This is a genomic window from Streptomyces sp. NPDC058701 (genome assembly GCF_042715295.1).
In the GTDB taxonomy this organism is placed as follows: Bacteria; Actinomycetota; Actinomycetes; order Streptomycetales; family Streptomycetaceae; genus Streptomyces.
The window spans coordinates 75,057-96,982 of sequence record NZ_JBHXSY010000024.1; the positions used below are offsets into that span (position 1 = coordinate 75,057).

General features: G+C 73.3%; 24 protein-coding genes. 14 read left to right on the forward strand and 10 right to left on the reverse strand.

The genetic code is table 11. From position 1 onward, the window contains the following. The first annotated feature begins 191 nt into the window (after window positions 1-191). The 4 genes from ACFWW8_RS24155 to ACFWW8_RS24170 all read left to right on the forward strand — a co-directional run bounded on the left by ACFWW8_RS24155 (window position 192) and on the right by ACFWW8_RS24170 (window position 3,489). Window positions 192-1,220, forward strand: a complete 1,029-nt coding sequence (locus ACFWW8_RS24155; protein ID WP_386531172.1) for a 6-phosphofructokinase — start codon at window positions 192-194, stop codon at window positions 1,218-1,220. 89 nt (window positions 1,221-1,309) lie between these two features. Continuing rightward, window positions 1,310-2,266: a cytochrome c oxidase assembly protein gene (locus ACFWW8_RS24160; RefSeq protein ID WP_386531174.1), complete on the forward strand. Its 957-nt coding sequence runs from the start codon at window positions 1,310-1,312 to the stop codon at window positions 2,264-2,266. Window positions 2,267-2,298: 32 nt separating this feature from the next. Then, a complete protein-coding gene (locus ACFWW8_RS24165) occupies window positions 2,299-2,457 on the forward strand; it encodes a hypothetical protein (protein ID WP_167536860.1) in 159 nt (52 codons plus the stop codon). 321 nt (window positions 2,458-2,778) lie between these two features. After that, window positions 2,779-3,489, forward strand: coding sequence for a lysophospholipid acyltransferase family protein (locus tag ACFWW8_RS24170; RefSeq protein WP_386531176.1), 711 nt, complete (start codon window positions 2,779-2,781; stop codon window positions 3,487-3,489). 60 nt (window positions 3,490-3,549) lie between these two features. On the opposite strand, the gene ACFWW8_RS24175 is transcribed toward ACFWW8_RS24170, so the two are convergent. From ACFWW8_RS24175 to ACFWW8_RS24205, 7 genes are all read right to left on the reverse strand, one after another. Next, window positions 3,550-5,214 (reverse strand): alpha/beta hydrolase, encoded by a 1,665-nt coding sequence (locus tag ACFWW8_RS24175; RefSeq protein WP_386531179.1) that lies wholly within the window; start codon window positions 5,212-5,214, stop codon window positions 3,550-3,552. A 183-nt stretch (window positions 5,215-5,397) separates the two neighbouring features. Next, entirely contained in the window at window positions 5,398-6,195 is a 798-nt protein-coding gene (locus tag ACFWW8_RS24180) for an urease accessory protein UreD (RefSeq protein ID WP_386531181.1), read from the reverse strand. Next, the gene (ureG, locus tag ACFWW8_RS24185) at window positions 6,180-6,866 is read right to left on the reverse strand and encodes an urease accessory protein UreG (protein WP_386531183.1); all 687 of its coding nucleotides are present in this window, start codon (window positions 6,864-6,866) and stop codon (window positions 6,180-6,182) included. The genes ACFWW8_RS24180 and ureG overlap by 16 nt, the downstream gene beginning before the upstream one ends. A 51-nt stretch (window positions 6,867-6,917) precedes the next feature. After that, window positions 6,918-7,592, reverse strand: a complete 675-nt coding sequence (locus ACFWW8_RS24190; protein WP_386531186.1) for an urease accessory protein UreF — start codon at window positions 7,590-7,592, stop codon at window positions 6,918-6,920. A gap of 16 nt (window positions 7,593-7,608) precedes the next feature. Further along, window positions 7,609-9,330, reverse strand: coding sequence for an urease subunit alpha (locus tag ACFWW8_RS24195; RefSeq protein ID WP_386531188.1), 1,722 nt, complete (start codon window positions 9,328-9,330; stop codon window positions 7,609-7,611). Beyond that, window positions 9,323-9,634 (reverse strand): urease subunit beta, encoded by a 312-nt coding sequence (locus tag ACFWW8_RS24200; RefSeq protein ID WP_386531190.1) that lies wholly within the window; start codon window positions 9,632-9,634, stop codon window positions 9,323-9,325. Before ACFWW8_RS24200 ends, ACFWW8_RS24195 begins: the two co-directional genes overlap by 8 nt. A gap of 14 nt (window positions 9,635-9,648) precedes the next feature. Further along, window positions 9,649-9,951, reverse strand: a complete 303-nt coding sequence (locus ACFWW8_RS24205; protein WP_386531253.1) for an urease subunit gamma — start codon at window positions 9,949-9,951, stop codon at window positions 9,649-9,651. A 313-nt stretch (window positions 9,952-10,264) separates the two neighbouring features. On the opposite strand from ACFWW8_RS24205, the gene ACFWW8_RS24210 reads away from it, so the two are divergent. Continuing rightward, the gene (locus ACFWW8_RS24210) at window positions 10,265-10,657 is read left to right on the forward strand and encodes a VOC family protein (protein ID WP_386531192.1); all 393 of its coding nucleotides are present in this window, start codon (window positions 10,265-10,267) and stop codon (window positions 10,655-10,657) included. A gap of 49 nt (window positions 10,658-10,706) precedes the next feature. Here ACFWW8_RS24210 and ACFWW8_RS24215 read toward each other — a convergent pair whose 3' ends face one another. Next, on the reverse strand, window positions 10,707-11,156 hold the full coding sequence (locus ACFWW8_RS24215; RefSeq protein WP_386531194.1) for an ATP-binding protein: 450 nt from the start codon (window positions 11,154-11,156) through the stop codon (window positions 10,707-10,709). Between the two features lie 197 nt (window positions 11,157-11,353). On the opposite strand from ACFWW8_RS24215, the gene ACFWW8_RS24220 reads away from it, so the two are divergent. Beyond that, window positions 11,354-12,238, forward strand: coding sequence for a helix-turn-helix domain-containing protein (locus ACFWW8_RS24220; protein ID WP_386531196.1), 885 nt, complete (start codon window positions 11,354-11,356; stop codon window positions 12,236-12,238). 12 nt (window positions 12,239-12,250) lie between these two features. After that, window positions 12,251-12,472 (forward strand): DUF397 domain-containing protein, encoded by a 222-nt coding sequence (locus tag ACFWW8_RS24225; protein ID WP_386531198.1) that lies wholly within the window; start codon window positions 12,251-12,253, stop codon window positions 12,470-12,472. Between the two features lie 6 nt (window positions 12,473-12,478). Here the strand turns inward: ACFWW8_RS24225 and ACFWW8_RS24230 are convergent, their stop codons facing one another. Next, the gene (locus ACFWW8_RS24230; RefSeq protein WP_386531200.1) at window positions 12,479-13,651 is read right to left on the reverse strand and encodes an 8-amino-7-oxononanoate synthase; all 1,173 of its coding nucleotides are present in this window, start codon (window positions 13,649-13,651) and stop codon (window positions 12,479-12,481) included. Window positions 13,652-13,807: 156 nt separating this feature from the next. Here ACFWW8_RS24230 and bioB point away from each other — a divergent pair, with 156 nt between their 5' ends. The 4 genes from bioB to ACFWW8_RS24250 all read left to right on the forward strand — a co-directional run bounded on the left by bioB (window position 13,808) and on the right by ACFWW8_RS24250 (window position 18,198). Beyond that, window positions 13,808-15,070: a biotin synthase BioB gene (gene bioB, locus ACFWW8_RS24235; protein ID WP_386531202.1), complete on the forward strand. Its 1,263-nt coding sequence runs from the start codon at window positions 13,808-13,810 to the stop codon at window positions 15,068-15,070. Beyond that, on the forward strand, window positions 15,063-16,385 hold the full coding sequence (locus tag ACFWW8_RS24240) for an adenosylmethionine--8-amino-7-oxononanoate transaminase (protein WP_386531204.1): 1,323 nt from the start codon (window positions 15,063-15,065) through the stop codon (window positions 16,383-16,385). The genes bioB and ACFWW8_RS24240 overlap by 8 nt, the downstream gene beginning before the upstream one ends. A 1-nt stretch (window position 16,386) precedes the next feature. Beyond that, window positions 16,387-17,106, forward strand: a complete 720-nt coding sequence (gene bioD / locus ACFWW8_RS24245) for a dethiobiotin synthase (RefSeq protein WP_386531206.1) — start codon at window positions 16,387-16,389, stop codon at window positions 17,104-17,106. 417 nt (window positions 17,107-17,523) lie between these two features. Further along, window positions 17,524-18,198, forward strand: a complete 675-nt coding sequence (locus ACFWW8_RS24250; RefSeq protein WP_386531254.1) for a class I SAM-dependent methyltransferase — start codon at window positions 17,524-17,526, stop codon at window positions 18,196-18,198. Here ACFWW8_RS24250 and ACFWW8_RS24255 read toward each other — a convergent pair. Next, window positions 18,191-18,382, reverse strand: coding sequence for a hypothetical protein (locus tag ACFWW8_RS24255; RefSeq protein ID WP_386531208.1), 192 nt, complete (start codon window positions 18,380-18,382; stop codon window positions 18,191-18,193). The genes ACFWW8_RS24250 and ACFWW8_RS24255 overlap by 8 nt on opposite strands. 300 nt (window positions 18,383-18,682) lie before the next feature. Here ACFWW8_RS24255 and ACFWW8_RS24260 point away from each other — a divergent pair, with 300 nt between their 5' ends. From ACFWW8_RS24260 to ACFWW8_RS24270, 3 genes are all read left to right on the forward strand, one after another. Continuing rightward, window positions 18,683-20,041 (forward strand): hemolysin family protein, encoded by a 1,359-nt coding sequence (locus ACFWW8_RS24260; protein ID WP_386531210.1) that lies wholly within the window; start codon window positions 18,683-18,685, stop codon window positions 20,039-20,041. Then, window positions 20,038-21,063 (forward strand): hemolysin family protein, encoded by a 1,026-nt coding sequence (locus tag ACFWW8_RS24265; protein ID WP_386531212.1) that lies wholly within the window; start codon window positions 20,038-20,040, stop codon window positions 21,061-21,063. Before ACFWW8_RS24260 ends, ACFWW8_RS24265 begins: the two co-directional genes overlap by 4 nt. A gap of 66 nt (window positions 21,064-21,129) precedes the next feature. Continuing rightward, complete coding sequence (locus ACFWW8_RS24270; protein ID WP_386531214.1) at window positions 21,130-21,912, forward strand: SGNH/GDSL hydrolase family protein; 783 nt, start codon at window positions 21,130-21,132, stop codon at window positions 21,910-21,912. Window positions 21,913-21,926 lie beyond the last annotated feature (14 nt).

Consider the following 21,926-nt stretch of genomic DNA (forward strand, 5'->3'; position numbering starts at 1 on the left):
GCACTCCGGCACCTCGCCGTCGGCCCGGTTCCCCAGGTGGGAGCCGGGCCGACGTGCGTTCGCACGACGGCCGGGACCAGCATGTGGAGGATGGTTCAGCCAACCCGGCTTCCACTTGTAGGGTGACGTCTAGTTCCCACCGGACGACGTGGTCCGGTCGTCGGCCCACGTTGCAAAGGTCTCTTCCTGCCATGCGCATAGGTGTGCTCACCTCCGGTGGCGACTGCCCCGGTCTGAATGCCGTCATCCGCTCCGTCGTGCACCGCGCCGTCGTCGACCACGGCGACGAGGTGATCGGCTTCCTCGACGGGTGGAAGGGTCTGCTGGAGGCGGACTACCGCAAGCTCGACCTCGACGCGGTGGGCGGCATCCTCGCCCGCGGCGGCACCATCCTCGGCTCCTCCCGGGTCCAGCCCGCGCACCTGCGCGACGGCGTGGAGCGGGCCCGCGGCCACGTCGCCGACCTCGGCCTCGACGCGATCATCCCGATCGGCGGCGAGGGCACCCTGAAGGCCGCGCACCTGCTCGCGGAGGCGGGCCTGCCGATCGTCGGGGTCCCCAAGACCATCGACAACGACATCTCGTCCACCGACGTCACCTTCGGCTTCGACACCGCCGTGGGCGTGGCCACCGAGGCACTGGACCGTCTGAAGACCACCGCCGAGTCCCACCAGCGCGTGATGGTGGTGGAGGTCATGGGCCGCCACACGGGCTGGATCGCCCTGCACTCGGGCATGGCGGCCGGTGCGCACGCGATCGTCGTGCCCGAGCGTCCCTTCGACATCGAGGAGCTGACGGCGATCGTCGGCGAGCGGTTCTCCGCGGGCAAGCGGTTCGCGATCGTCGTGGTCGCCGAGGGCGCCAAGCCCGCCCCGGGCGGCTCGATGGCCCTGGAGGAGGGCGGCACCGACATGTACGGGCACGAGCGGTTCGCCGGCATCGGCAACCGCCTCGCCGTGGAGCTGGAGCACCGGCTGGGCAAGGAGGCCCGGCCCGTGATCCTGGGCCACGTCCAGCGCGGCGGCACACCCACCGCGTACGACCGCGTCCTGGCGACCCGCTTCGGCTGGCACGCCGTGGAGGCCGCCCACCGCGGCGAGTTCGGCATGCTGACCGCCCTGCGCGGCACGGACATAGTGATGGTGCCGCTCGCCGAGGCGACCTCGACCCTCAAGACGGTCCCGGCCGAGCGGTACGCCGAGGCCCAGACGGTTCTGTGACCGTATGCCCGTTACCGCCGCCCCCGCGCGCAGGAGCGTACGGGGGCGGCACTACTGTGGTGGGGCGCCACAGTCAAGGGAGTGAACAGATGGACCACAACGGGCACGGCATGGACATGGACATGGACCTGCCGCCGTTCACTCTCGGGCGCGGGCTGGAGTTCTCCTTCGACGCGTTCTTCCTGTTCGGCTCGCTGCTGGGGCTCGCCCTGTACGCGTGGGGCGTGCTGCGCCTGCGCCGGCGCGGGGACTCCTGGCCGCCGGGCCGCACGACCGCGTTCACGCTCGGCGTGCTGACCGTGGTGCTGGTGATGTGCACCAAGCTGAACGACTACGGCATGGTCATGTTCAGCGTGCACATGGTCCAGCACATGGTCATCAGCATGATCACGCCGATCCTGCTGCTGCTCGGCGCCCCGATGACCCTCGCCCTGCGGGCCCTGCCGCCCGCCCCCCGCGGCCGCAGGGGGCCGCGCGAGCTGCTGCTCGTGCTGCTGCACAGCCGCTACATGCGGGTGATCACCCACCCGGCGTTCACCATCCCGATGTTCATCGCCAGCCTCTACGGCCTGTACTTCACCCCGCTCTTCGACTTCCTCATGGGGAGCCGGACCGGGCACATCGCGATGATGCTGCACTTCCTCGCCGTCGGCCTGGTCTTCTTCTGGCCGATCATGGGCATCGACCCCGGCCCGCACCGCCCCGGCTACGTGATGCGGATGCTGGAGCTCTTCGCGGGCATGCCCTTCCACGCCTTCTTCGGGATCGCCCTGATGATGGCGAGCGAGCCGATGATCAAGACGTACGCGAACCCGCCCGCCTCCCTCCGCATCGACCCGCTCCTCGACCAGCAGTGGGGCGGCGGCATCGCCTGGGCCTTCAGCGAGATCCCCTCGGTGCTGGTGCTAATCGCGCTCGTCTATCAGTGGTACCACTCCGAGCAGCGGGCCGCGAAGCGCTCCGACCGGGCCGCGGACCGCGACGGCGACCAGGAGCTCGCGGCGTACAACGCGTATCTCGCCTCGCTGCAAGCGCGTGGCCAGTAGCGCGGGACCGCCTTCGCGCGCCACCATGGGGCATGACCGGATCCGTTAAGGCGATGGCCGTCACGACCTTCGCCGCTCTGGTGGCCGTAGCCGCGTACTCCGTGGCCCTCGGCAGCAACGGCTGGCTGTGGTTCGGCTGGGTGGTGCTGGGGCTGCTGACCGCGGGGATGGCCGCCTCCCGCGGCGCCTGACCTCCCGACGGCCGCGCGCCGTCCGGTGGGGTTCCCGCACGGCGGGGCCCGGCGCCCCGTTCCCCGTGCGCACCGTCCTGCCCTGCGGAGCCCGTGTCCCGGTGGGATCCGTACGCCCCGGCCGCGGCCCGCGGGACCGCCGGCGCGCGCCCCGCGGGGCCGCCGCGGCCATCGGGAGCGGTGGTGGGTGGAGGACCCGGGACGCGCCCCTTCCGCGGACGGTCGGTGCCCGCCCCGTGACGGGGTGTCGGACGGACCCTAGACTGGATCTTTCCCGTGATTCCCGCATGTCCGGCCCCGGCCGGCGACAGGAGCGACCTGGTGTTCTACCACTTGCTCAAGCACGTGCTGCTCGGTCCGCTGCTGCGGCTGCTCTTCAGGCCGAGGATCGAGGGCCTGGAGAACATCCCGGAGGAGGGGGCCGCGATCATCGCGGGCAACCACCTGTCGTTCTCCGACCACTTCCTGATGCCGGCGATCCTGAAGCGGCGGATCACCTTCCTCGCGAAGGCCGAGTACTTCACCGGCCCCGGGCTCAAGGGCCGTCTCACCGCCGCCTTCTTCCGCAGCGCCGGGCAGATCCCCGTGGACCGCTCCGGGAAGAACGCCGGGCAGGCGGCGCTGCGCGAGGGGCTGGGCGTGCTGGCCGAGGACGAACTGCTCGGCATCTACCCGGAGGGCACCCGCTCGCACGACGGGCGGCTGTACAAGGGCAAGGTGGGCGTGGCCGCGATGGCGCTGGGCGCGGGTGTGCCCGTCGTGCCGTGCGCGATGGTCGGCACCTTCGAGATCCAGCCCCCCGGCCAGAAGATCCCGAAGATCAGGCGGGTCACGATCCGCTTCGGCGCGCCGATGGACTTCTCCCGGTACGCCGGGCTGGAGGGCGAGCGGGCCGTCCTGCGGGCCGTCACGGACGAGATCATGTACGCGATCCTCGAACTGTCCGGCCAGGAGTACGTCGACCGGTACGCGGGCGACGTCAAGGCCGAGGAAGAGGAGGAGCGGAAGAAGGCCCGGCGCCGGTCGCGCTGAGCCTCCTCCCGTACGGCCGGACCGGGTGGCGGGCCCCGGGGCCCGCCGGCCGGAGCGGGCCTAGCGGACGGCCGGGAGCTCCTCGCGGGCCGGGAGGTCCGACCCCGGGGCCTGCGCGGAGGACTTCGCGGCGGCGGGCACCGGGGCGACCGGGGTCGCGTGCGGACCGCACTTCACGTCCTCGGCGTCCACCGTGCCGGTGAGCAGGTAGGCGTCGACGCGTGTGTTGATGCAGGGGTTCACCAGGCCGGTGACCCCGTGCGAGCCGGCGTTCTGCTCGGTGATCAGGCGCGATCCGGCGAGGCGGCGGTGCAGCGAGACCGCGCCCGCGTACGGCGTGGCCGCGTCCCGCTCGGACTGGACGATCAGCACCGGCGCCAGGCCGCGCTTGACGCCGACCTCGATCGGGGTGCTCTGCCGGGACTTCCAGGTCGCGCAGGGCAGGTTCATCCACGCGTTGGACCAGGTCAGGAACGGGTACTTCTGGTGCAGCCTGCTGTTGTCCCGGTCCCACTTGGCCCAGCTGGTCGGCCACTTGGCGTCGGCGCACTCCACGGCCGTGTAGACGGCGTTGCCGTTCTCAGCGGCGGCGTTGCCGGCCGTGTCCGACATGTCCGGGGCGATCGCGTCGACCAGGGCCTGCGTGTCGCCGGCGAGGTAGGCGGCCCAGGTACGGGCGACGGGCACCCAGGAGGAGTCGTAGTACGGGGCGCCCTGGAAGAAGCCGATCAGCTCGGCCGGGCCGACGACCCCGCCGATCGGGTTGGCCTTGGCGGTCGCGCGCAGCTCCTGGTACTTCGCCTCGACCTTGGCGCGGGTGTCGCCGATGTGGAAGGCGGCGTCGTTCTCGGCGACCCAGTCCTGCCAGTCGTTCCAGCGGGTCTGGAAGGCGACGTTCTGGCCGAGGTTGGCCTCGTACCAGATGTTGTCCTGGTCCGGGTCGACGACGCTGTCGACGACCATGCGGCGCACGTGGGCCGGGAAGAGGGTCGCGTAGACCCCGCCGATGTAGGTGCCGTAGGAGACGCCGAGGAAGTTCAGCTTCTTCTCGCCGAGGGCGGCGCGGATCACGTCGAGGTCGCGCGCGGTGTTCGGCGTGGTCATGTGCGGCAGCATCTCGCCGCTGCGCTCCTTGCAGCCGTCCGCGTACTCGGCGGCGAGCTTGCGCTGGGCGCGCTTGTCGGCCTCGCTCCCGGGCACCGGGTCGGCCTTGGGGGCCTTGACGAACTCCTGCGGGTCGACGCAGGAGATGGGCGCCGAATGGCCGACGCCGCGGGGGTCGAAGCCCACGAAGTCGTACGCCTTGGAGGTGTTGACCCACAGCGGGCTCTTGGTGGTGACCCGGCGCGGGAAGCGCATGCCGGAGCCGCCGGGGCCTCCGGGGTTGTAGACGAGCGCGCCCTGGCGCTCCTGCGCAGTACCGGTGCTTCCGATCCGGTCGACCGCGAGCTCGATGGTCTTGCCGAACGGCTTGGAGTAGTCGAGCGGGACCTTGACCCAGCCGCACTGGATGGGCTTCTCCAGGCCCCAGTCGGCGGGACAGTCCTTCCACTCGATCCCGGTGCGGGCGGCGCGGGCGGCGGCGATCCGTACGCCCGCCGCTTCCGCGGACCCGTTGTCGCGGCCGGCGGTGGCGGCCGTGGCGGTCGGCGCGAGCAGCAGGCTCGCCGCCAGCGTGCCGGTGATCAGAGTGGCGGCGCTCCCCAGCGCCGCGGTGCGTATCACGTGATTGTTCCCCCTGCGTCAAGTGCCGCCGCGGGCGGCCGGTTTCGGTCGGGTTCGGTCGACGGCGTGCACGGCGATCCTGTCCTCCGGCGGGGCCCCGGCGACAGGGCGGGGCGCTGTTCTTTGCCAACCCGATAACCGGCGAGGCGTGTACCGCTCAGCGGATCACGATGCGGCGGGACCTCACCAGCCGTACGTGGCACGCGCCGCGTCGAGCAGCTCGCGCAGCCGCAGGGCGTCCGGGGCCAGCACCGTCACGAGGACCGCCGGGCCGGCCAGCGGGGTCACCGCGGCGAACTCCCCCAGCACGGCGGCCGCCGGCGGGGCCGCGGCGAACTCCGGGTCCACGACCAGGAGCTGACCGAGCGCCCGGTGCCCCGCGAGGCCGGCCGGTCCGTCCCAGCCGCCGGGCGCGCCCGGTCCGCAGGCGACCTCCTGGTCGAGGAGCGGACGGCCGTCCCGGGTGACGCCGAGCCGGCTGCGCAACAGCCCCGGCGCCTCCCCGCTGCGGCCCAGCACCTGCTCCTCGCGCAGCAGCAGCCGGGCCGTGGGGGCCAGCGCGACCCGTGTGCGCACCCGCAGGTCGCTGCCGCGCACGGACACCAGCGGCTCCGGCAGCCACCGCACCGACGCCGCGTCCTCCAGGGTGAGGCGGACGTCGTACCGTGCGGGCTCGCCGCCGCGGCCGGGCAGCGCGAGGGTGGCCGCCGCCGACCCGAGGGCGAGGTGGGCCCCGGGTCCGGCGACGGCCTCGACCGTGAGGTGGTCGCCGCCCAGCGGGGCGCTCATCGCGCCGACCAGCACGACCCCGGCCTCGGGGCGCGTCGCGCGGGTGCGCCGCAGGGCGAGCGGTCCCTCCCCGGCCAGCAGGGGCAGGGCGGTGCCGCCCCGCCCGTCGGCGGCGGCGCGGATCCGGGCGGTGGCCCGCAGGCCCGCCGCCGGGGCGGGGGCGGGGGCCGCGCCGGTCACCGTACGATCCATGCGGCGATCCGCTCGCGCACCCAGTCCGCCACCGGCGCCACTCCGTCGGCGCCGCGCAGCGACTGGAAGGCGATCGGCAGCTCGCCGCGCTGCTGGGCGGCGTCCCGGGCCATCCGGTCCAGGTCGGAGCCGACGTACGGGGCGAGGTCGGTCTTGTTGACGACGAGGAGGTCGGCGGTGGTGACGCCGGGGCCGCCCTTGCGCGGGATGTCGTCGCCTCCGGCCACGTCGATGACGAAGACCTGGGCGTCGACGAGTCCCCTGGAGAAGGTGGCGGTGAGGTTGTCCCCGCCGGACTCGATGAGGATCAGGTCGAGCGGGCCGACGCTCTCCTCCAGCTCCTCGACGGCCTCCAGGTTGGCGGAGATGTCGTCGCGGATCGCGGTGTGCGGGCAGGCCCCGGTCTCGACGGCGGTGATCCGCTCGGGCGGCAGGACGGCCTCGCGGAGCAGGAACTCTGCGTCCTCCCGGGTGTAGATGTCGTTGGTGACCACCGCCATGGACAGTTCGGTGCGCAGCGCGCGGCACAGGGCGGCGACGGTGGCCGTCTTGCCGGAGCCGACGGGGCCGCCGAGTCCGATGCGCAGGGCGCGGCGGGTGCCGTCGGCGCGGACGGGCTCGGCGCTGTGGGTGTGCCGCTGGGGGTAGGTCACGCCGTGGTCGAGGTGCACGGGGGTCTCCTTGGAGGTGTCCGAGGTGTCGGCGGGGTGCGGGGCGGGTGTTCAGGACGCGAAGAGCCGTACCGGCCAGTCGGCATGGGCCTCGGCCGCGATCTCCAGCAGCGGCGAGGAGGCCGCGGGCAGGGCGTCCGTGCCGTCCGTGCGCGCCTGCAGGGCGGCCGCCGCCGCCCGGGCCGCGACGGCGTCGAGTTCGGGGGCCAGGCGGGCCAGCACCCCGCTCGCCTCGAAGGGGTCCAGGCCGAGCAGCCGCACGGTCGCGGTCGCGGGCCCGCCGACGCTCTCGTACGCCGCCACCTGCGCGGCGCCGTCCGGCCCGAGCCCGGCCGCCCGGGCGGTGAGCCCGAGGACGACGGGCTGGTGGGCGCCGCGCGGGAAGGCGGCCGCCAGCGCGTCGAGTTCCGGTGACGGCCAGGTGGCCCGGGCGGCCCGCAGCAGCTGGCGGCCCAGCCGCCTGCCCGCGGTGCGCAGGGCGGGCGAGGGGGTGCGGGCGTCGGCGGCGTCGTCGAGCCCGGCCGGGTCGAGCCCGAGGGCGGCGGCCGCGGCGAGTCCGGCGGCGGTGAGCCCCGCGGTGTGCAGCCGGCCCCGGCAGAAGTCCTCCAGGGTGGCGGCGTCGTGGATGCGGCCCGCCTTGCAGGCGGCCTCGGCCCCGCCGGAGTGGGCGTGTCCCCCGGCGGGGAAGCGTCCGTCGGCGAGGACGAGCAGCGCGGCGAGGCTCATCGGAGCTGTCCCCTTCTCAGAACAGGAAGTATCGCTGTGCCATGGGCAGTTCGGCGGCGGGCGCCGGTTCCACGGCCTCGCCGTCGATGGTGACGGTGAAGGTGTCCGCGTCGACCTCGACCCGGGGCATGGCGTCGTTGTTGCGCATGTCCGTCTTGCTCACCTTGCGGGTGCTTTCGATGGCCGTGAACGGCTTCGCGAGGCAGAGCCGTTCGGGGAGGTTGTCGTCGAGGGCGGCCTGCGCGGTGAAGTTGAGCGAGTTCAGTCCGGGGGCGCGGCCCAGGCTCCCGAACATCGGGCGGGGCAGCACCGGTTGCGGGGTGGGGATGGAGGCGTTGGCGTCGCCCATCTGGGCGTAGGCGATCTGGCCGCCTTTGATGACGAGTTCGGGCTTGACGCCGAAGAAGGCGGGGTTCCACAGCACGAGGTCGGCGAGCTTGCCGGTCTCGACGGAGCCGATCTCGCGGGCGAGCCCCTGCGCGACGGCGGGGTTGATCGTGTACTTGGCGACGTAGCGGCGGGCCCGGTGGTTGTCGGCGGGTCCGTCGCCGGGCAGGAAGCCGCGGCGCCTCTTCATCACGTGGGCGGTCTGCCAGGTCCGCAGGACGACCTCGCCGACCCGGCCCATGGCCTGGGAGTCGGAGGAGATGATGGAGATGGCACCGAGGTCGTGCAGGACGTCCTCGGCGGCGATCGTCGAGGGCCGGATGCGGGACTCGGCGAAGGCGAGGTCCTCGGGGACCGCGGGGTTGAGGTGGTGGCAGACCATCAGCATGTCGAGGTGCTCCTCGACGGTGTTGACGGTGTGCGGCCGGGTCGGGTTGGTGGAACTGGGCAGTACGTTCGGCTCGGAGACCACGGTGATGATGTCCGGGGCGTGACCTCCGCCCGCACCCTCCGTGTGGTACGAGTGGATGGTCCGCCCGCCGATGGCCGCGAGGGTGTCGGCGACGAAGCCGGCCTCGTTGAGGGTGTCGGTGTGGATGGCGAGCTGGGCGCCGGTCTCGTCGCAGACCCCGAGGCAGGCGTCGATCACGGCGGGGGTGGCCCCCCAGTCCTCGTGGATCTTGAAACCGAGCGCTCCTCCGCGCAGTTGGGAGTGCATGGCCTCGCGGGACATCGTGTTGCCCTTGCCGAGCAGGCCGATGTTGACGGGGTAGGCCTCCAGGGCGGCGAACATCCTGGCCAGGTGCCACGGGCCGGGGGTGATCGTGGTGGCCTTGGTGCCCTCGGCCGGTCCGGTACCGCCGCCGACGAGGGTGGTGATGCCCGAGACGAGGGCCTCCTCGATGACGGTCGGGGAGATGAAGTGCACGTGCGCGTCGACGGCGCCGGCGGTGACGATCTTCCCGTTGCCCGCGATGATCTCCGTCTCGGGGCCGATCACGAGCGTGGGCTCGACCCCGTCCATGGTGTCGGGGTTGCCGGCCTTCCCGATGCCGCAGATGCGGCCGTCGCGGATGCCGAGGTCGGCCTTGACGATGCCCCAGTGGTCGAGGACGACCACCCCGGTGATCACGGTGTCCGGGGCGCCCTCGGCCCGGGTGGTACGGGCCTGGCCCATGGACTCGCGGATCACCTTGCCGCCGCCGAAGACGGCCTCGTCGCCGGCCCGTCCGGGGCCGCCGCTGAGGTCCTGCTCGATCTCGACGAAGAGGTCCGTGTCGGCCAGCCTGATCCGGTCCCCGGCGGTCGGCCCGAAGAGGTCGGCGTACACCTGGCGGGAGATCTCAGCCATCGAGCGGCCCTCCGGTCTCCCCGCGCAGCCCCGGTACGGTGCGCAGCCCGCCCAGGGGTACGAGCTCCACGGCGACCGGGATACCGGGTTCGAAGCGGACGGCGGTGCCGGCGGCGATGTTCAGCCGCAGCCCGCGCGCGGCGGCCCGGTCGAAGTCGAGACCGGGGTTGGCCTCGGCGAAGTGGTAGTGGGAGCCGACCTGGACGGGCCGGTCGGCCGCGTTGAGCACGGTGAGGCGGGTGACGGGGCGGCCCTCGTTGAGGCGCACCGGACCGTCCCCGTGGGCGATTTCGCCGGGGATCATGGCGGGTCTTCTCCTCAGACGATCGGATCGTGGACGGTGACGAGCTTGGTGCCGTCCGGGAAGGTCGCCTCGACCTGGACGTCGTGGATCATCTCGGGGATCCCCTCCATGACGTCACCGCGCCGCAGGACGGTGCGGCCGGAGGCCATCAGCTCGGCCACCGTCCGCCCGTCGCGGGCGCCTTCGAGGAGGTGCGAGGTGATGAGGGCGATCGCCTCGGGGTGGTTGAGGAGCACACCGCGCGCCCTCCGCTTCGCCGCCACGTCGGCGGCCACATGGATGAGCAGTCGCTCCTGCTCGTGCGGTGTCAGTTGCACAGCTATCACCAGGCTTCCAGGACAAGGTCGACGTCGCGCCGGGCCGAACGGTACGGGGTGCCAACGCTCTGTTGACCAGCTCATATCCGGGCCAGGCGTGTCTTGCCCAACGCGGGGAAAGGCTTTCCGTCCCGCCCACCGCCGCTTTACCGGATGATGGGTGATCATTGGCGGTCGAACGTGGCGCCACGCTATGCGCCCCGCTTTTCCGTTGGGTTAACCCACGTTTCGGGGAGGCACCCGGTTCTGCTCCCGGGTCCCCGGCGCCCGGTTCCGTATACGAAGCCCCACACGGCCCCTTCCGAGGAGACGCATGTTCATCAACCCCGTCCGCCACATCACCTTCGACGCAGTCGACCCCTACAGGACGGCCGAGTTCTGGTCCGCGGTCACCGGCTTCCCCATCCATCCGGACGACGTGGACGGAGACGACGAGGTCCTGCTGGAGCCCGGACAGCCGGGCGTGCCCGGCCTGTTGTTCATCCGGGTCCCGGACGCGAAGTCCGTCAAGAACCGGGTGCACCTGGACATCCAGCCGGCGTCCGGCACCCGGGACGAGACCGTCGGACGGCTCGTCGCGCTCGGCGCGGAGGTCGTCGACGACCGGCGCGCGCCGGACGGCGTCATGGGCTGGGTCGTGCTCACCGACCCGGAGGGCAACGAGCTGTGCATCGAGCGCAGTGCCTCGGAGCGCGGCCTGTCCTGAGCGGTCGCCGGGGAGACGGGCGGCCGGGCCCGTCGCCCCCCGCGCGCGTTCAGCAGCCGGTGGGGCTCGTCACCGGCAGTCCGACCGTCCAGGGCAGCGCGATCCACACCGTCTTGCCGCCGTCGTCGGTGGGGCTGACCGTCAGCCGGCCGCCCGCCTCGACGGTCAGCCAGCGAATGATGACCATGCCCCGGCCGTTGTCCTGCTGCACGGCCGCGGGGAGCCGCTTGGGCCAGCGCGGGTGACTGTCGGTCACGCCGACGCGGAGCCACTCGCCGCGTTCGAGCAGGACGTCGACGGTGAAGGTGGGCGACTGGCCGAACGTGTGCTGTACGGCGTTGGTGGCGAGCTCCGAGACGATCAGCCGGACACTGTCCGCGGTGTCGGCGTCGTCGGGCAGTCCCCATTCGCGCAGCACCTCCGCCACGAAGCGTCGGGCGGTGGCGACCGAGGCGGGCTCGCTCGGCAGAGTGATGGATGCTTCCTGGTGGTCTGCCATGGCGACGGTCCCTTTCCCACCGGGGCGAAACCGCCCCGGATCTGTGCTGGACGCCAGAGTGTCACCCATCGTGCCGAGGTTTCTGCCGTTCCCTCAAGTCATGCATATATCTGTCGCTCAATGCGGTGAACTCTGCTACGGAAGAGCGTATTTGGACGGCAGACTGGTGCGAGCTGTGCCGGTGGAAGGAGGCGGGTGTGCAGCACGGTCCTGCGGTGCGTCGGCGCAAGCTCGGCGAGGAACTGCGTGCCCTGCGCGATCGGTCCGGACTCACCAGTGGTGAGGCCGCCCGGATCGCGGGATGGCACCAGTCGAAAATCAGCCGTATCGAGACGGGTCGCAGCGGCGTGAAAGCGGAGGACATCCGCGTGCTGCTCGACGTGTACGGGGAGATCGTGAGTCCGCAGCAGCGCGCGCTGCTGGAGGCGCTGTCCGCCTCGGCGTCCGGTCCCGCCGCAGGGGACGCCACGGGGCGGGGACGGCACTGGTGGCACGACTACCGGGGGCTGCTGCCGCAGGAGTACCGGGACTTCATCAGCCTGGAGGCCGGGGCCCGGTCGGCGCGCACCGTCGAACTGTCGGTGGTGCCGGGGCTGCTCCAGACACCGGAGTACGCGCGGGCCGTGACCCGCGCCGCGCTGGGCGGGCTGCCCGAGCCGAAGGTGGACGCCCTGGTCGACGTACGTCTGGCGCGGCAGGCGGTCCTGCGGTCCGATCCACCGCTGGAGCTGAGCGCGGTGCTCGACGAGGCGGTGCTGCGCCGCCAGATCGGCGGCGCGGGGGTGATGGCGGAGCAGTTGCGGCACCTGGTGGAGGTGTCCCGGCTGCCCCAGGTGAGCCTCCAGGTGCTGCCGTTCAGCGTGGGGGGACATCTCGGCCTCACAGGACCGTTCGTCATCTTCTCATTTCCGAACATCGCCGATCTGGATGTGGTGGTACTCGACCATTTGACGAGTAGCCTCTATCTCGAGCGGAAGGAAGACCTCGAGGCGTACAGCGCCGCGTTCCGCACCATCCAGGCGCACGCCCTCCCGCCCCGGGACTCGTCGGGTCTCATCAGCTCACTCGCTGACGACGCGTAAGGAGGCACCCCCGTGTCCGCACCCCTCTTGGCCACCAGCGGACTTCTGAACGGCGCGCGGTGGCGGCGGAGCAGCCGCAGCACCGGAATGAACAACTGCGTGGAAGCGGCCGCCCTCACCGGCGGTCTGCTGGCCGTCCGCGACTCCAAGCGGGCGGACGGCCCGGCCGTGCTCTTCACCGCGGCGGCCTGGAGCGGATTCCTCGCCCGGGTACGGGCGGACGCACACCTGTAGCCACGCCTACCGGTTCGTGGCTCCGGCCGGAGCGGTGCGCAGGATCGTCGACACGGCCCGGCCGATCTCCTCCCCCGTGAGATCGGCCCGGGCGGTGAGCCGGAGCCGGGAAATGCCGTCCGGCACCGACGGCGGCCGGAAGCACCCCACGGACAGTCCTGCCTCGCGGCAGTCGGCGGCCCAGCGCAGTGCCGCCGAAGCCGACGGGGCCCGTACCGACACGACGGCCGCGTCCGGCCGGGCCGCGGTCAGGCCGGACGCGGTGAGCAGCCCGTACAGCCGGTCGGCCACCTCGCGGGCGCGGCCGGCCCGCTCCGGCTCCCGCCGCAGCAGGCGCAGGCCGGCCAGCGCGGCGCCCGCGGCGGCCGGGGCGAGCCCGGTGTCGAAGATGAAGGTCCTGGCGGTGTTCACCAGGTGCCGGATCACCTTGGCCGGGCCGAGGACGGCTCCACCCTGACTGCCCAGGGACTTCGAGAGCGTCATCGTCGCGACCACGCCGGGCGCGCCCGCGAGCCCGGCGGCGTACAGCGCGCCGCGGCCCCCCTCGCCCAGCACGCCCAGCCCGTGCGCGTCGTCGACGACCAGGGCGGCCCCCTCGTCTCGGCAGGCGGCGGCGTACGCGGCGAGCGGTGCCGCGTCCCCGTCGACGGAGAACACCGAGTCGCTGACCAGCAGCGCCCGCCCGCCGTGCGCGGCGAGCGTCTTGCGCGCGGTGTCCGGGTCGGAGTGCGGGATCACGGCGGTCTCGGCGCGCGAGAGGCGGCAGCCGTCGACGATCGAGGCGTGGTTGCCCGCGTCGGAGACGACGAGGGTGCCCCGGTCGCTCAGCGCGGTGACGGCGGCGAGGTTGGCCGCGTACCCGGAGGAGAGGACCAGCGCCGCCTCGAACTCGCAGAAGGCGGCGAGCTCGCGCTCCAGCTCGGCGTGCAGTTCGGTGGTGCCGGTGACCAGGCGGGAGCCGGTGGCGCCGGCGCCCCAGCGCTCGGCCGCGTCCCGGGCGCCCCGTACGGTCTCGGGGTGCCGGGACAGTCCGAGGTAGTCGTTGCTCGCGAGGTCCAGGAGCGGTGAGGACGCCGGCCTCGGGCGCAGGGTGCGGACCAGCCCGGCCCGCTCGCGCGCCTGTTCCGCGTCGTCGATCCAGGCGAAGACGTCCGCGGGGGCGGAAATGTGCTCGGGCATCGGGGGGTCCTCGTTTTTGTCGGCAGTCCACAGACCAGCCCGACCCTATCCGGGCGTGACCAGCGGGTCATGTGTGGCGATACACACACTCCCATCCGGCCATGTTGTGTCATCTCTCCTTGGCCGGGAGTGGTCGTGTAGGCCAGGATCGGCGTCATGGACCTGCTGAACACCCTGGTGGACAAGGGGCTGCGGCGCGAGCTGCCGACCCGCGAAGAGGCGCTCGCCGTACTGGCGACTTCTGACGACGAACTGCTCGACGTGGTGGCCGCGGCCGGCAAGGTGCGCCGTCAGTGGTTCGGACGTCGGGTGAAGCTGAACTATCTGGTCAACCTGAAGTCGGGCCTGTGCCCGGAGGACTGCTCGTACTGCTCCCAGCGCCTGGGGTCGAAGGCCGAGATCCTCAAGTACACCTGGCTGAAGCCGGAGGAGGCCTCCCAGGCCGCGGCCGCCGGTGTCGCGGGCGGCGCGAAGCGGGTCTGTCTGGTCGCGAGCGGCCGCGGGCCGACGGACCGGGACGTGGACCGGGTCGGCAAGACGATCGCCGCGATCAAGGAGCAGAACGAGGGCGTCGAGGTCTGCGCCTGCCTGGGCCTGCTCTCGGACGGTCAGGCGGAGCGCCTGAAGGACGCCGGCGCCGACGCGTACAACCACAACCTCAACACCTCCGAGGCCACCTACGGGCAGATCACCAAGACCCACACGTACGCCGACCGCGTCGACACGGTGCAGAAGGCGCACGCCGCCGGCCTGTCCGCCTGTTCCGGCCTGATCGCGGGCATGGGCGAGAGCGACGAGGACCTGGTCGACGTCGTGTACTCGCTGCGCGGGCTCGACCCCGACTCGGTGCCGGTCAACTTCCTGATCCCGTTCGAGGGCACCCCGCTGGCCAAGGAGTGGAACCTCACCCCGCAGCGCGCCCTGCGCATCCTCGCGATGGTCCGCTTCGTCTGTCCCGACGTCGAGGTCCGCCTCGCGGGCGGGCGCGAGGTGCACCTGCGCTCGATGCAGCCGCTGGCCCTGCACCTGGTCAACTCGATCTTCCTGGGCGACTACCTGACCAGTGAGGGCCAGGCCGGTCAGGCCGACCTCGACATGATCGCGGACGCCGGTTTCGAGGTGGAGGGCGCCGGTACGACGACCCTGCCCGCCCACCGCTCCGACCTGGCGGCGGACACCGGGGCGGCGGCGGCTCCGGCCGGCGGCTGCGGCTCGCACGGCGGCGGCGCCTCGGTCTGCGGTTCCGCGGCGCCCGCCGACGGTGCGGAGGCGGCCGGCTGCGGTTCGGCGTGCGGCGGCTGCTCGGGGCACGCCGAGGCGGCTCCCGTACGGGCGCAGGCCGACGCCGGCGGCGTCCGGTCCGACCTGGTGTCGGTCCGCCGTCGCGGCGCGGGGACGGACATCGCCCCCAATGCCTGATCCGCTCCACCCGCCGCCGGCCGGCGCGGAACTCCTCGCGCTGGACCGGCAGCACGTCTGGCACCCGTACGGCCCCATGCCCGGACGGCAGGAGCCGCTGGTCGTCGCCTCCGCCTCGGGTGTCCGGCTGCGGCTCGCCGACCCGGCCCGCGGGCAGGGGCACGAAGAGCTGGTCGACGGCATGTCCTCCTGGTGGTCGGCCGTCCACGGCTACAACCACCCGGTGCTGAACGAGGCCGTGACGTCCCAGTTGGGCCGGATGTCGCACGTGATGTTCGGCGGGCTCACCCACGAGCCCGCCGTCCGGCTCTCCGCGCGGCTGGTCGAGATCACCCCGGCGGGTCTGGAGCACGTGTTCCTGTCGGACTCGGGCTCGGTCGCCGTCGAAGTCGCCGTCAAGATGTGCCTGCAGTACTGGCGTTCGGTGGGGCGGACGGGCAAGACCCGGCTGCTCACCTGGCGCGGCGGCTACCACGGGGACACCTGGCAGCCGATGGCCGTCTGCGATCCCGAGGGCGGGATGCACGAGCTGTGGCAGGGCCATCTGCCCCGGCAGGTCTTCGCGGACGCGCCGCCCGGCGACTTCGACACGCCCGTCGACCCGGCGTACGCCGACCACCTGCGCGCTCTGATCGCCGCCCACGCGGACGAGCTGGCCGCGGTGATCGTGGAACCGGTGGTGCAGGGCGCCGGCGGCATGCGCTTCCACAACCCCGGCTACCTGCGCGTGCTGCGCGAGCTGTGCGACGAGTACGGGGTCCTGCTGATCCTGGACGAGATCGCGACGGGCTTCGGCCGTACGGGCGCCCTCTTCGCGGCCGACCACGCCGGGATCACCCCCGACGTGCTGTGCCTGGGCAAGGCCCTGACGGGCGGCTACCTCTCGCTGGCGGCGACCCTGTGCACGAGCCGGGTGGCCGACGGCATCTCGCGGGGGGAGGTACCGGTGCTCGCGCACGGCCCGACCTTCATGGGCAACCCGCTCGCGACGGCCGTGGCGCTGGCCTCCGTCGACCTGCTGCTCGACCGGGACTGGGCGGGCGAGGTCAAGCGGATCGAGGCGGGTCTGCGCGAGGGCCTCGCTCCGGCCGCCGCGCTGCCCGGCGTACGGGAGGTGCGCGTCCTCGGCGCGATCGGGGTGGTCCAGCTGACGCACGACGTCGACATGGCGGCGGCGACCCGGGCGGCGGTCCGGGAGGGCGTCTGGCTGCGGCCGTTCCGGGACCTGATCTACACCATGCCGCCGTACGTCACGGGCGACGCCGACGTGGCCCGCATCTGCCGCGCGGTGGTCGCGGCTGCTCAGGAGGGCTGAGATGTCCGTACTGGTGGTGTCCGGCACGGGCACCGAGATCGGCAAGACGGTGGTCACCGCGGCGGTCGCGGCCGCCGCGGTCGCGGCCGGGCGCTCGGTGGCGGTGCTCAAGCCGGCGCAGACCGGCGTGAACCCGGATGAGCCGGGAGACGCCGCCGAGGTGGTGCGGCTGGCCGGGCCGTCGGTGACGCCGCTCGAACTGGCCCGCTACCCGGAGCCGTTGGCCCCGGACACGGCGGCCCGGCGCTCGGGGCTGGCGACCCTCTCCCCGGCGGCGATCGCCGAGGCGGCCACCCGGTTGGCGCTCACGCACGACCTGGTGCTGGTCGAGGGGGCGGGCGGGCTGCTCGTCCGCTTCGACGAGGCGGGCCGCACCCTGGCCGACGCGGCCCGGCTGCTCGGCGCGCCGACACTGGTCGTCGCCCCGGCGGGCCTCGGCACCCTCAACGCGACCGCCCTCACCGCGGAGGCCCTGCGGGCGCGGGGGCTGACCGCGCTGGGCGTCGTCGTCGGCAGCTGGCCGGCCGCGCCGGACCTGGCCTCCCGCTGCAACCTGGCCGACCTCCCGGTGGTCTCCGGCCTGCCGCTGCTGGGCGCGGTCCCCGAGGGCTCGGGCACCCTCCCGCCGGACCGGTTCCGCGCGGCGGCCCCGACCTGGCTCTCCCCCGCCCTGTCGGGCACCTGGTCCGCCACCGCCTTCCTCACCGCCTGGCCCGCCTGACCGCCGGGGCCCGGGGCCGGGGGGCCGGCCGGGGGGCCGGCACGCATCCACGAGGCTGGATCCGGCACATCCCGGCACCGAGCCGGCACATACAGCCCCGCCGACGTCAGCGGCGCGGGCGCGCGGGGCCGGAGCCCCGGCGGGGCCCCGGAACCACGACCTCACCGCATGCACCGGCATGAGCGTCCTGGCCCCGCCCAGCCCCGCCGGCGATTGAGGCGCGGAGCCACGGGGCGGAGCCACGAGCCGGAGCCGCGGAACCACGCCCCCGCTGCTCCCGCCGCGCCGTCGCGCCAGCGGCACGGCGGGGCCCCGAAACCGGCGGCCCCCCGGACAGGCACCGGCAGGGATGAGGCCCCGCCGACCGGGCACCCTGGAAGTACCGGCACCGCCACCGCCCCGGAGGCCCACATGCCCATGCCCCGCCGTAGCCCGGCACCGGCACCGCCCCACGACCCGGTCCACCACCCCCTCTTCGCGCGGTTCTACGCCCGCGCCAGCACCACCGCCGAGACCCGCGCCGGCATCGCCCCCCTCCGGCGCGAGCTGCTGCACGGCGTGTCCGGCCGCGTCATCGAGATCGGCGCCGGCAACGGCCTGAACTTCGCGCACTCCCCCCGCGCCGTGTCCGAGGTCGTCGCCGTCGAACCGGAACGCACCCTGCGCCGCCTCGCGTCCGCCGCCGCACAGCACGTCGAGGTGCCGGTGGACGTCGTACCGGGCGCCGCCGAGGCACTGCCCGTGAAGAGCGAGGCCTTCGACGCCGCCGTCGCCTCGCTGGTGCTGTGCACCGTACGGGACCTGCCCCGCTCCCTCGCCGAACTGCACCGCGTCCTGCGCCCCGACGCCGAGCTGCGCTTCTTCGAGCACGGTCTGGCCCCCGGCCCCGGCATGGCGGGCATCCAGCGCGCGCTCGACCGGACCGTCTGGCCGCGCCTGTTCGGCGGCTGCCACACCGCCCGTGACCCGCTCGCGTCGATCGAGGCCGCCGGGTTCCGTATCGTCTCCCACCGCGCCTTCCGGCTGCCCGAGCGCGGCCCGGCCCTCCCGACGTCGTACTGCGTGCTCGGCTCGGCCCGCCGCGTCAGTTGACCGGGCCGTCGGCGCGCCCGCGCCCGGTGTCCCGTACCGGCTCGAACGGTTTCACCCAGCGCCGCCAGCGGTCCTGGCGGTGGTACCCGGCCGCGGCCCACGCCTGCCGGGCCCGTTCGTTCACGAGGCGAGCACGTCCGCGGCGTCGGCCGGCGGCGGCGGTCCGTATGCGCAGCTGGTTCATGATCGGAATCCGAGCACGGCGGCGCCAGGCCCGTCGGCGGCTTCCGTTCCGTGGGACGGGGCGCCGCCGCGGGACCGGTGCCCTGCGGCCTTCCTCTACCGTGTGGAAAAACGGTCTCCCTACCGCAGGGAAAAACGATCTCCTCTCGGACCCGGAACCCGGACTCCGATCCCTCCTCTTCCCGCATGAAAGGTGTGAGCGTCCGCCCATGGGCGAGCCTGCCGATGAACGACACTCCCGTCCGCGACATCGCGCGGCACCCCTCCTCCTGGCCGATCATGGGACGGAGGTGATCGACCGATGACGGAAGTGCTCCTGCTCCTCCTGGCGCTGCTGCTCTGTCTTGTCTGCGGGGTCTTCGTCGCGGCCGAGTTCTCGCTGACCACCGTCGAGCGAAGCGACCTCGAACGGGCCGTCGAGCGCGGCGAGCGGGGTGCGGACAGCGCCCTGGCCGCCGTGAAGACGCTGACGTTCCAGCTGTCCGGCGCTCAGCTCGGCATCACCGTGACCGGTCTGGTCATCGGCATGCTCTCCAAGCCGTCGATCTCGGCGCTGCTGCAGGGCCCGTTCGAGGCCATGGGGCTGTCCCCCGGCGCCGCCTCCACCACGGCCCTGGTCCTCGGCACGGTGCTGTCGACCGTCGTCCTGATGGTGGTCGGCGAGCTGGTGCCCAAGAACTGGGCGATCTCCTCGCCGCTGGCGATCGCCAAGCGCGTGGCCATGGTTCAGCGGGCCTTCAGCCGGGCCTTCAGGCCGTTCATCAGCCATCTGAACACCACGGCGAACCACATGGTGCGCCGCTTCGGGATGGAGCCCGCCGAGGAGCTGGCCTCGGCCCGCACCCCCCAGGAGCTGATGGCCCTGGCCCGGCACTCGGCGAAGGCCGGAGCCCTGGAGAAGGACACCGCGGAGCTGTTCGTGCGCACCTTGAACCTGGCCGATCTGACCGCGGAGAACGTGATGACCCCGCGGGTCCAGGTGACCGCGCTGGACCTGCAGACGACCGCGGAGGACGTGGCGAACGCGACGCTGGCCACCGGCCTGTCCCGTTTCCCCGTCTACCGGGGGAGCCTGGACTCGGTCGTCGGCACCGTTCACATCAAGGACGTGCTGGCGCTGCCCGCCGAGGAGCGCCACCGCCATCCGGTGGCGTCGCTGCTGCGCGAGCCGCTCCTCGTACCGGAGTCGCTGACCGTGGACCGGCTGCTGGACCGGCTGTCCGGCCGGCAGACGATGGCCGTGGTCATCGACGAATACGGCGGCACGGCCGGTGTGGCCACGCTGGAGGACATCGTCGAGGAGGTCGTCGGCGAGGTCCGCGACGAACACGACCCGCACGAGACCGCGGATCTGGCACCGGCCGGAACGGACGACTCCGGACGCCCGCTGTACTCGGCGGACGGCGCCGCCCGCACCGACCAGCTCCAGCGGATCGGCCTGCGGGTGCCGGACGGCCCGTACGAGACGCTGGCCGGTTTGGTGGCGACCGAGCTGGGCCGCATCCCGCTCGTCGGCGACAGCATGGAGCTGGACGGCTGGCGGCTCGACGTGGTGGACGCCGGCGGACGGCGGGCGGCGCGGGTGCTGCTGCACGCCCCGGCCGGACCCGGCTTCGCCGACGGCGCCGCCGAGACCGACGGCGGGGAGGAGTCACGATGACCGTGATCCAGCTGTTGATCGGCCTGGCGACCCTGGTCGTCAACGCCTTCTTCGTCGGCGCGGAGTTCGCGCTGATCTCGGTCCGGCGCAGCCAGATCGAGCCGTACGCCGAGCAGGGCGACCGGCGGGCCCGCGCCGTCGTGTGGGGGCTGGAGCACGTGTCGGCCCTGATGGCGGCTGCGCAGCTCGGCATCACCCTGTGCACCCTGGTGCTGGGCGTGGTGGCCGAGCCGGCCATCGCGCACCTGCTGACTCCGGTGTTCGAGTTCTTCGGTGTGCCGGCCGGGCTGACCCACGCGATCTCCTTCGTGGTGGCGCTGGCGCTGGCCACGTACCTGCACATGCTCTTCGGCGAGATGGTGCCGAAGAACGTGGCGCTGTCCGAGCCGGTGCGCACCGCGCTGCTGCTGGGGCCGCCCCTGGTGGCCGTGACCAGGGCCCTGCGTCCGGTGATCTTCGCGATCAACGCCTTCGCCAACGCGCTGCTGCGCCTGCTGCGGGTGGAGGTCAAGGACGAGGTCTCGGCGACGTTCTCGGACGACGAGCTGGCCCGGATGGTCAGGGACTCCAGCGAGGCGGGGCTCCTGGACGACCGGGCGAGCGAGCGGCTGCACGACGCTCTGGAGCTGGGCCGTCGGCCGGTGACCGACGTGGTGCTGTCGGCGGAACGGGTGGTCACGGCGCGGCGGGGCATCACCCCGGCCGGGCTGGAGCGGCTGTCGGCCGAGTCGGGGTATTCCCGGTTCCCGGTGGTCGACGCCCACCACGGGATCCTGGGGTACCTGCACGTCAAGGACGCGCTGGACGCGCAGGCGCAGGAGCGGGACGCGCCCTTCCCGGTGTCGGCGCTGCGGCAGATTGCCCAGGTGCGGGCGGAGACCCCGCTGGACGACGTGCTCACCGCGATGCGCCGCAGCCGTACGCACCTGGCCGCCGTGCTCGGGGCGGACGGCGCCATGACGGGCCTGGTGACGATGGAGGACGTGCTGCGCGAGCTGTTCGCCAGGCCGGCCTCCGCGTAGCCGGCCCCGAGCTGTGGTCCCCCGGCCCCGTGGGCCGGGGGTACCGCGCGGTAGCATCGCTCCGCCATGGAGATGAATGCCTCTTACACCAGTTTCGTCGCGGTCGGCGACTCCTTCACCGAGGGCATGTCCGACCTGCTCCCGGACGGCTCCTACCGGGGCTGGGCGGACCTGCTGGCCGCCCGCCTCGCGGCGCGCGAGCCCGGCTTCCGCTACGCCAACCTCGCGGTGCGCGGGAAGCTGATCGGCCAGATCGCCGCGGAACAGGCCCCCGCGGCCGCGGCCATGGGCGCCGACGTCGTGACCCTGGTCGGCGGCCTGAACGACGCCCTGCGCCCCAAGGTCGACATGGGCCGGGTCCGGGCCCACCTGGAATCGGCCGTGGAGCTCCTCGCTCCCTCGTGCGGGCAGCTCGTCCTGATGCGCTCCCCGGGGCGCAACGGGCCGGTGATGGAACGCTTCCGGCCCCGGATGGAGGAGCTCTTCGTCATCATCGAGGAGCTGGCCGCCCGGCACGGGGCCCTGGTGGTGGACCTGTACGGGTCTCCGGCGCTCGGCGACCCGCGCATGTGGGACGTCGACCGGCTGCACCTGACGTCGGAGGGGCACCGCCGGGTGGCCGAGGCGGTCTGGCAGGCTCTGGGCCTGCCGCCGGAGGAGGACTGGCACACCGCGCTGCCGGCCGCGGCGCCGGCGGGCTGGTCGGTGCGCCGGTCCCAGGACCTCAGCTTCGCCCGGCAGCACCTGCTGCCCTGGGTGGGCCGCCGGCTGACGGGCCGCTCCAGCGGAGACGGGCGCCCCGCCAAGCGCCCCGAGCTGCTGCCGTACGAGCACTCTCCGCTCTCGTAGCAAGGCACAATCAG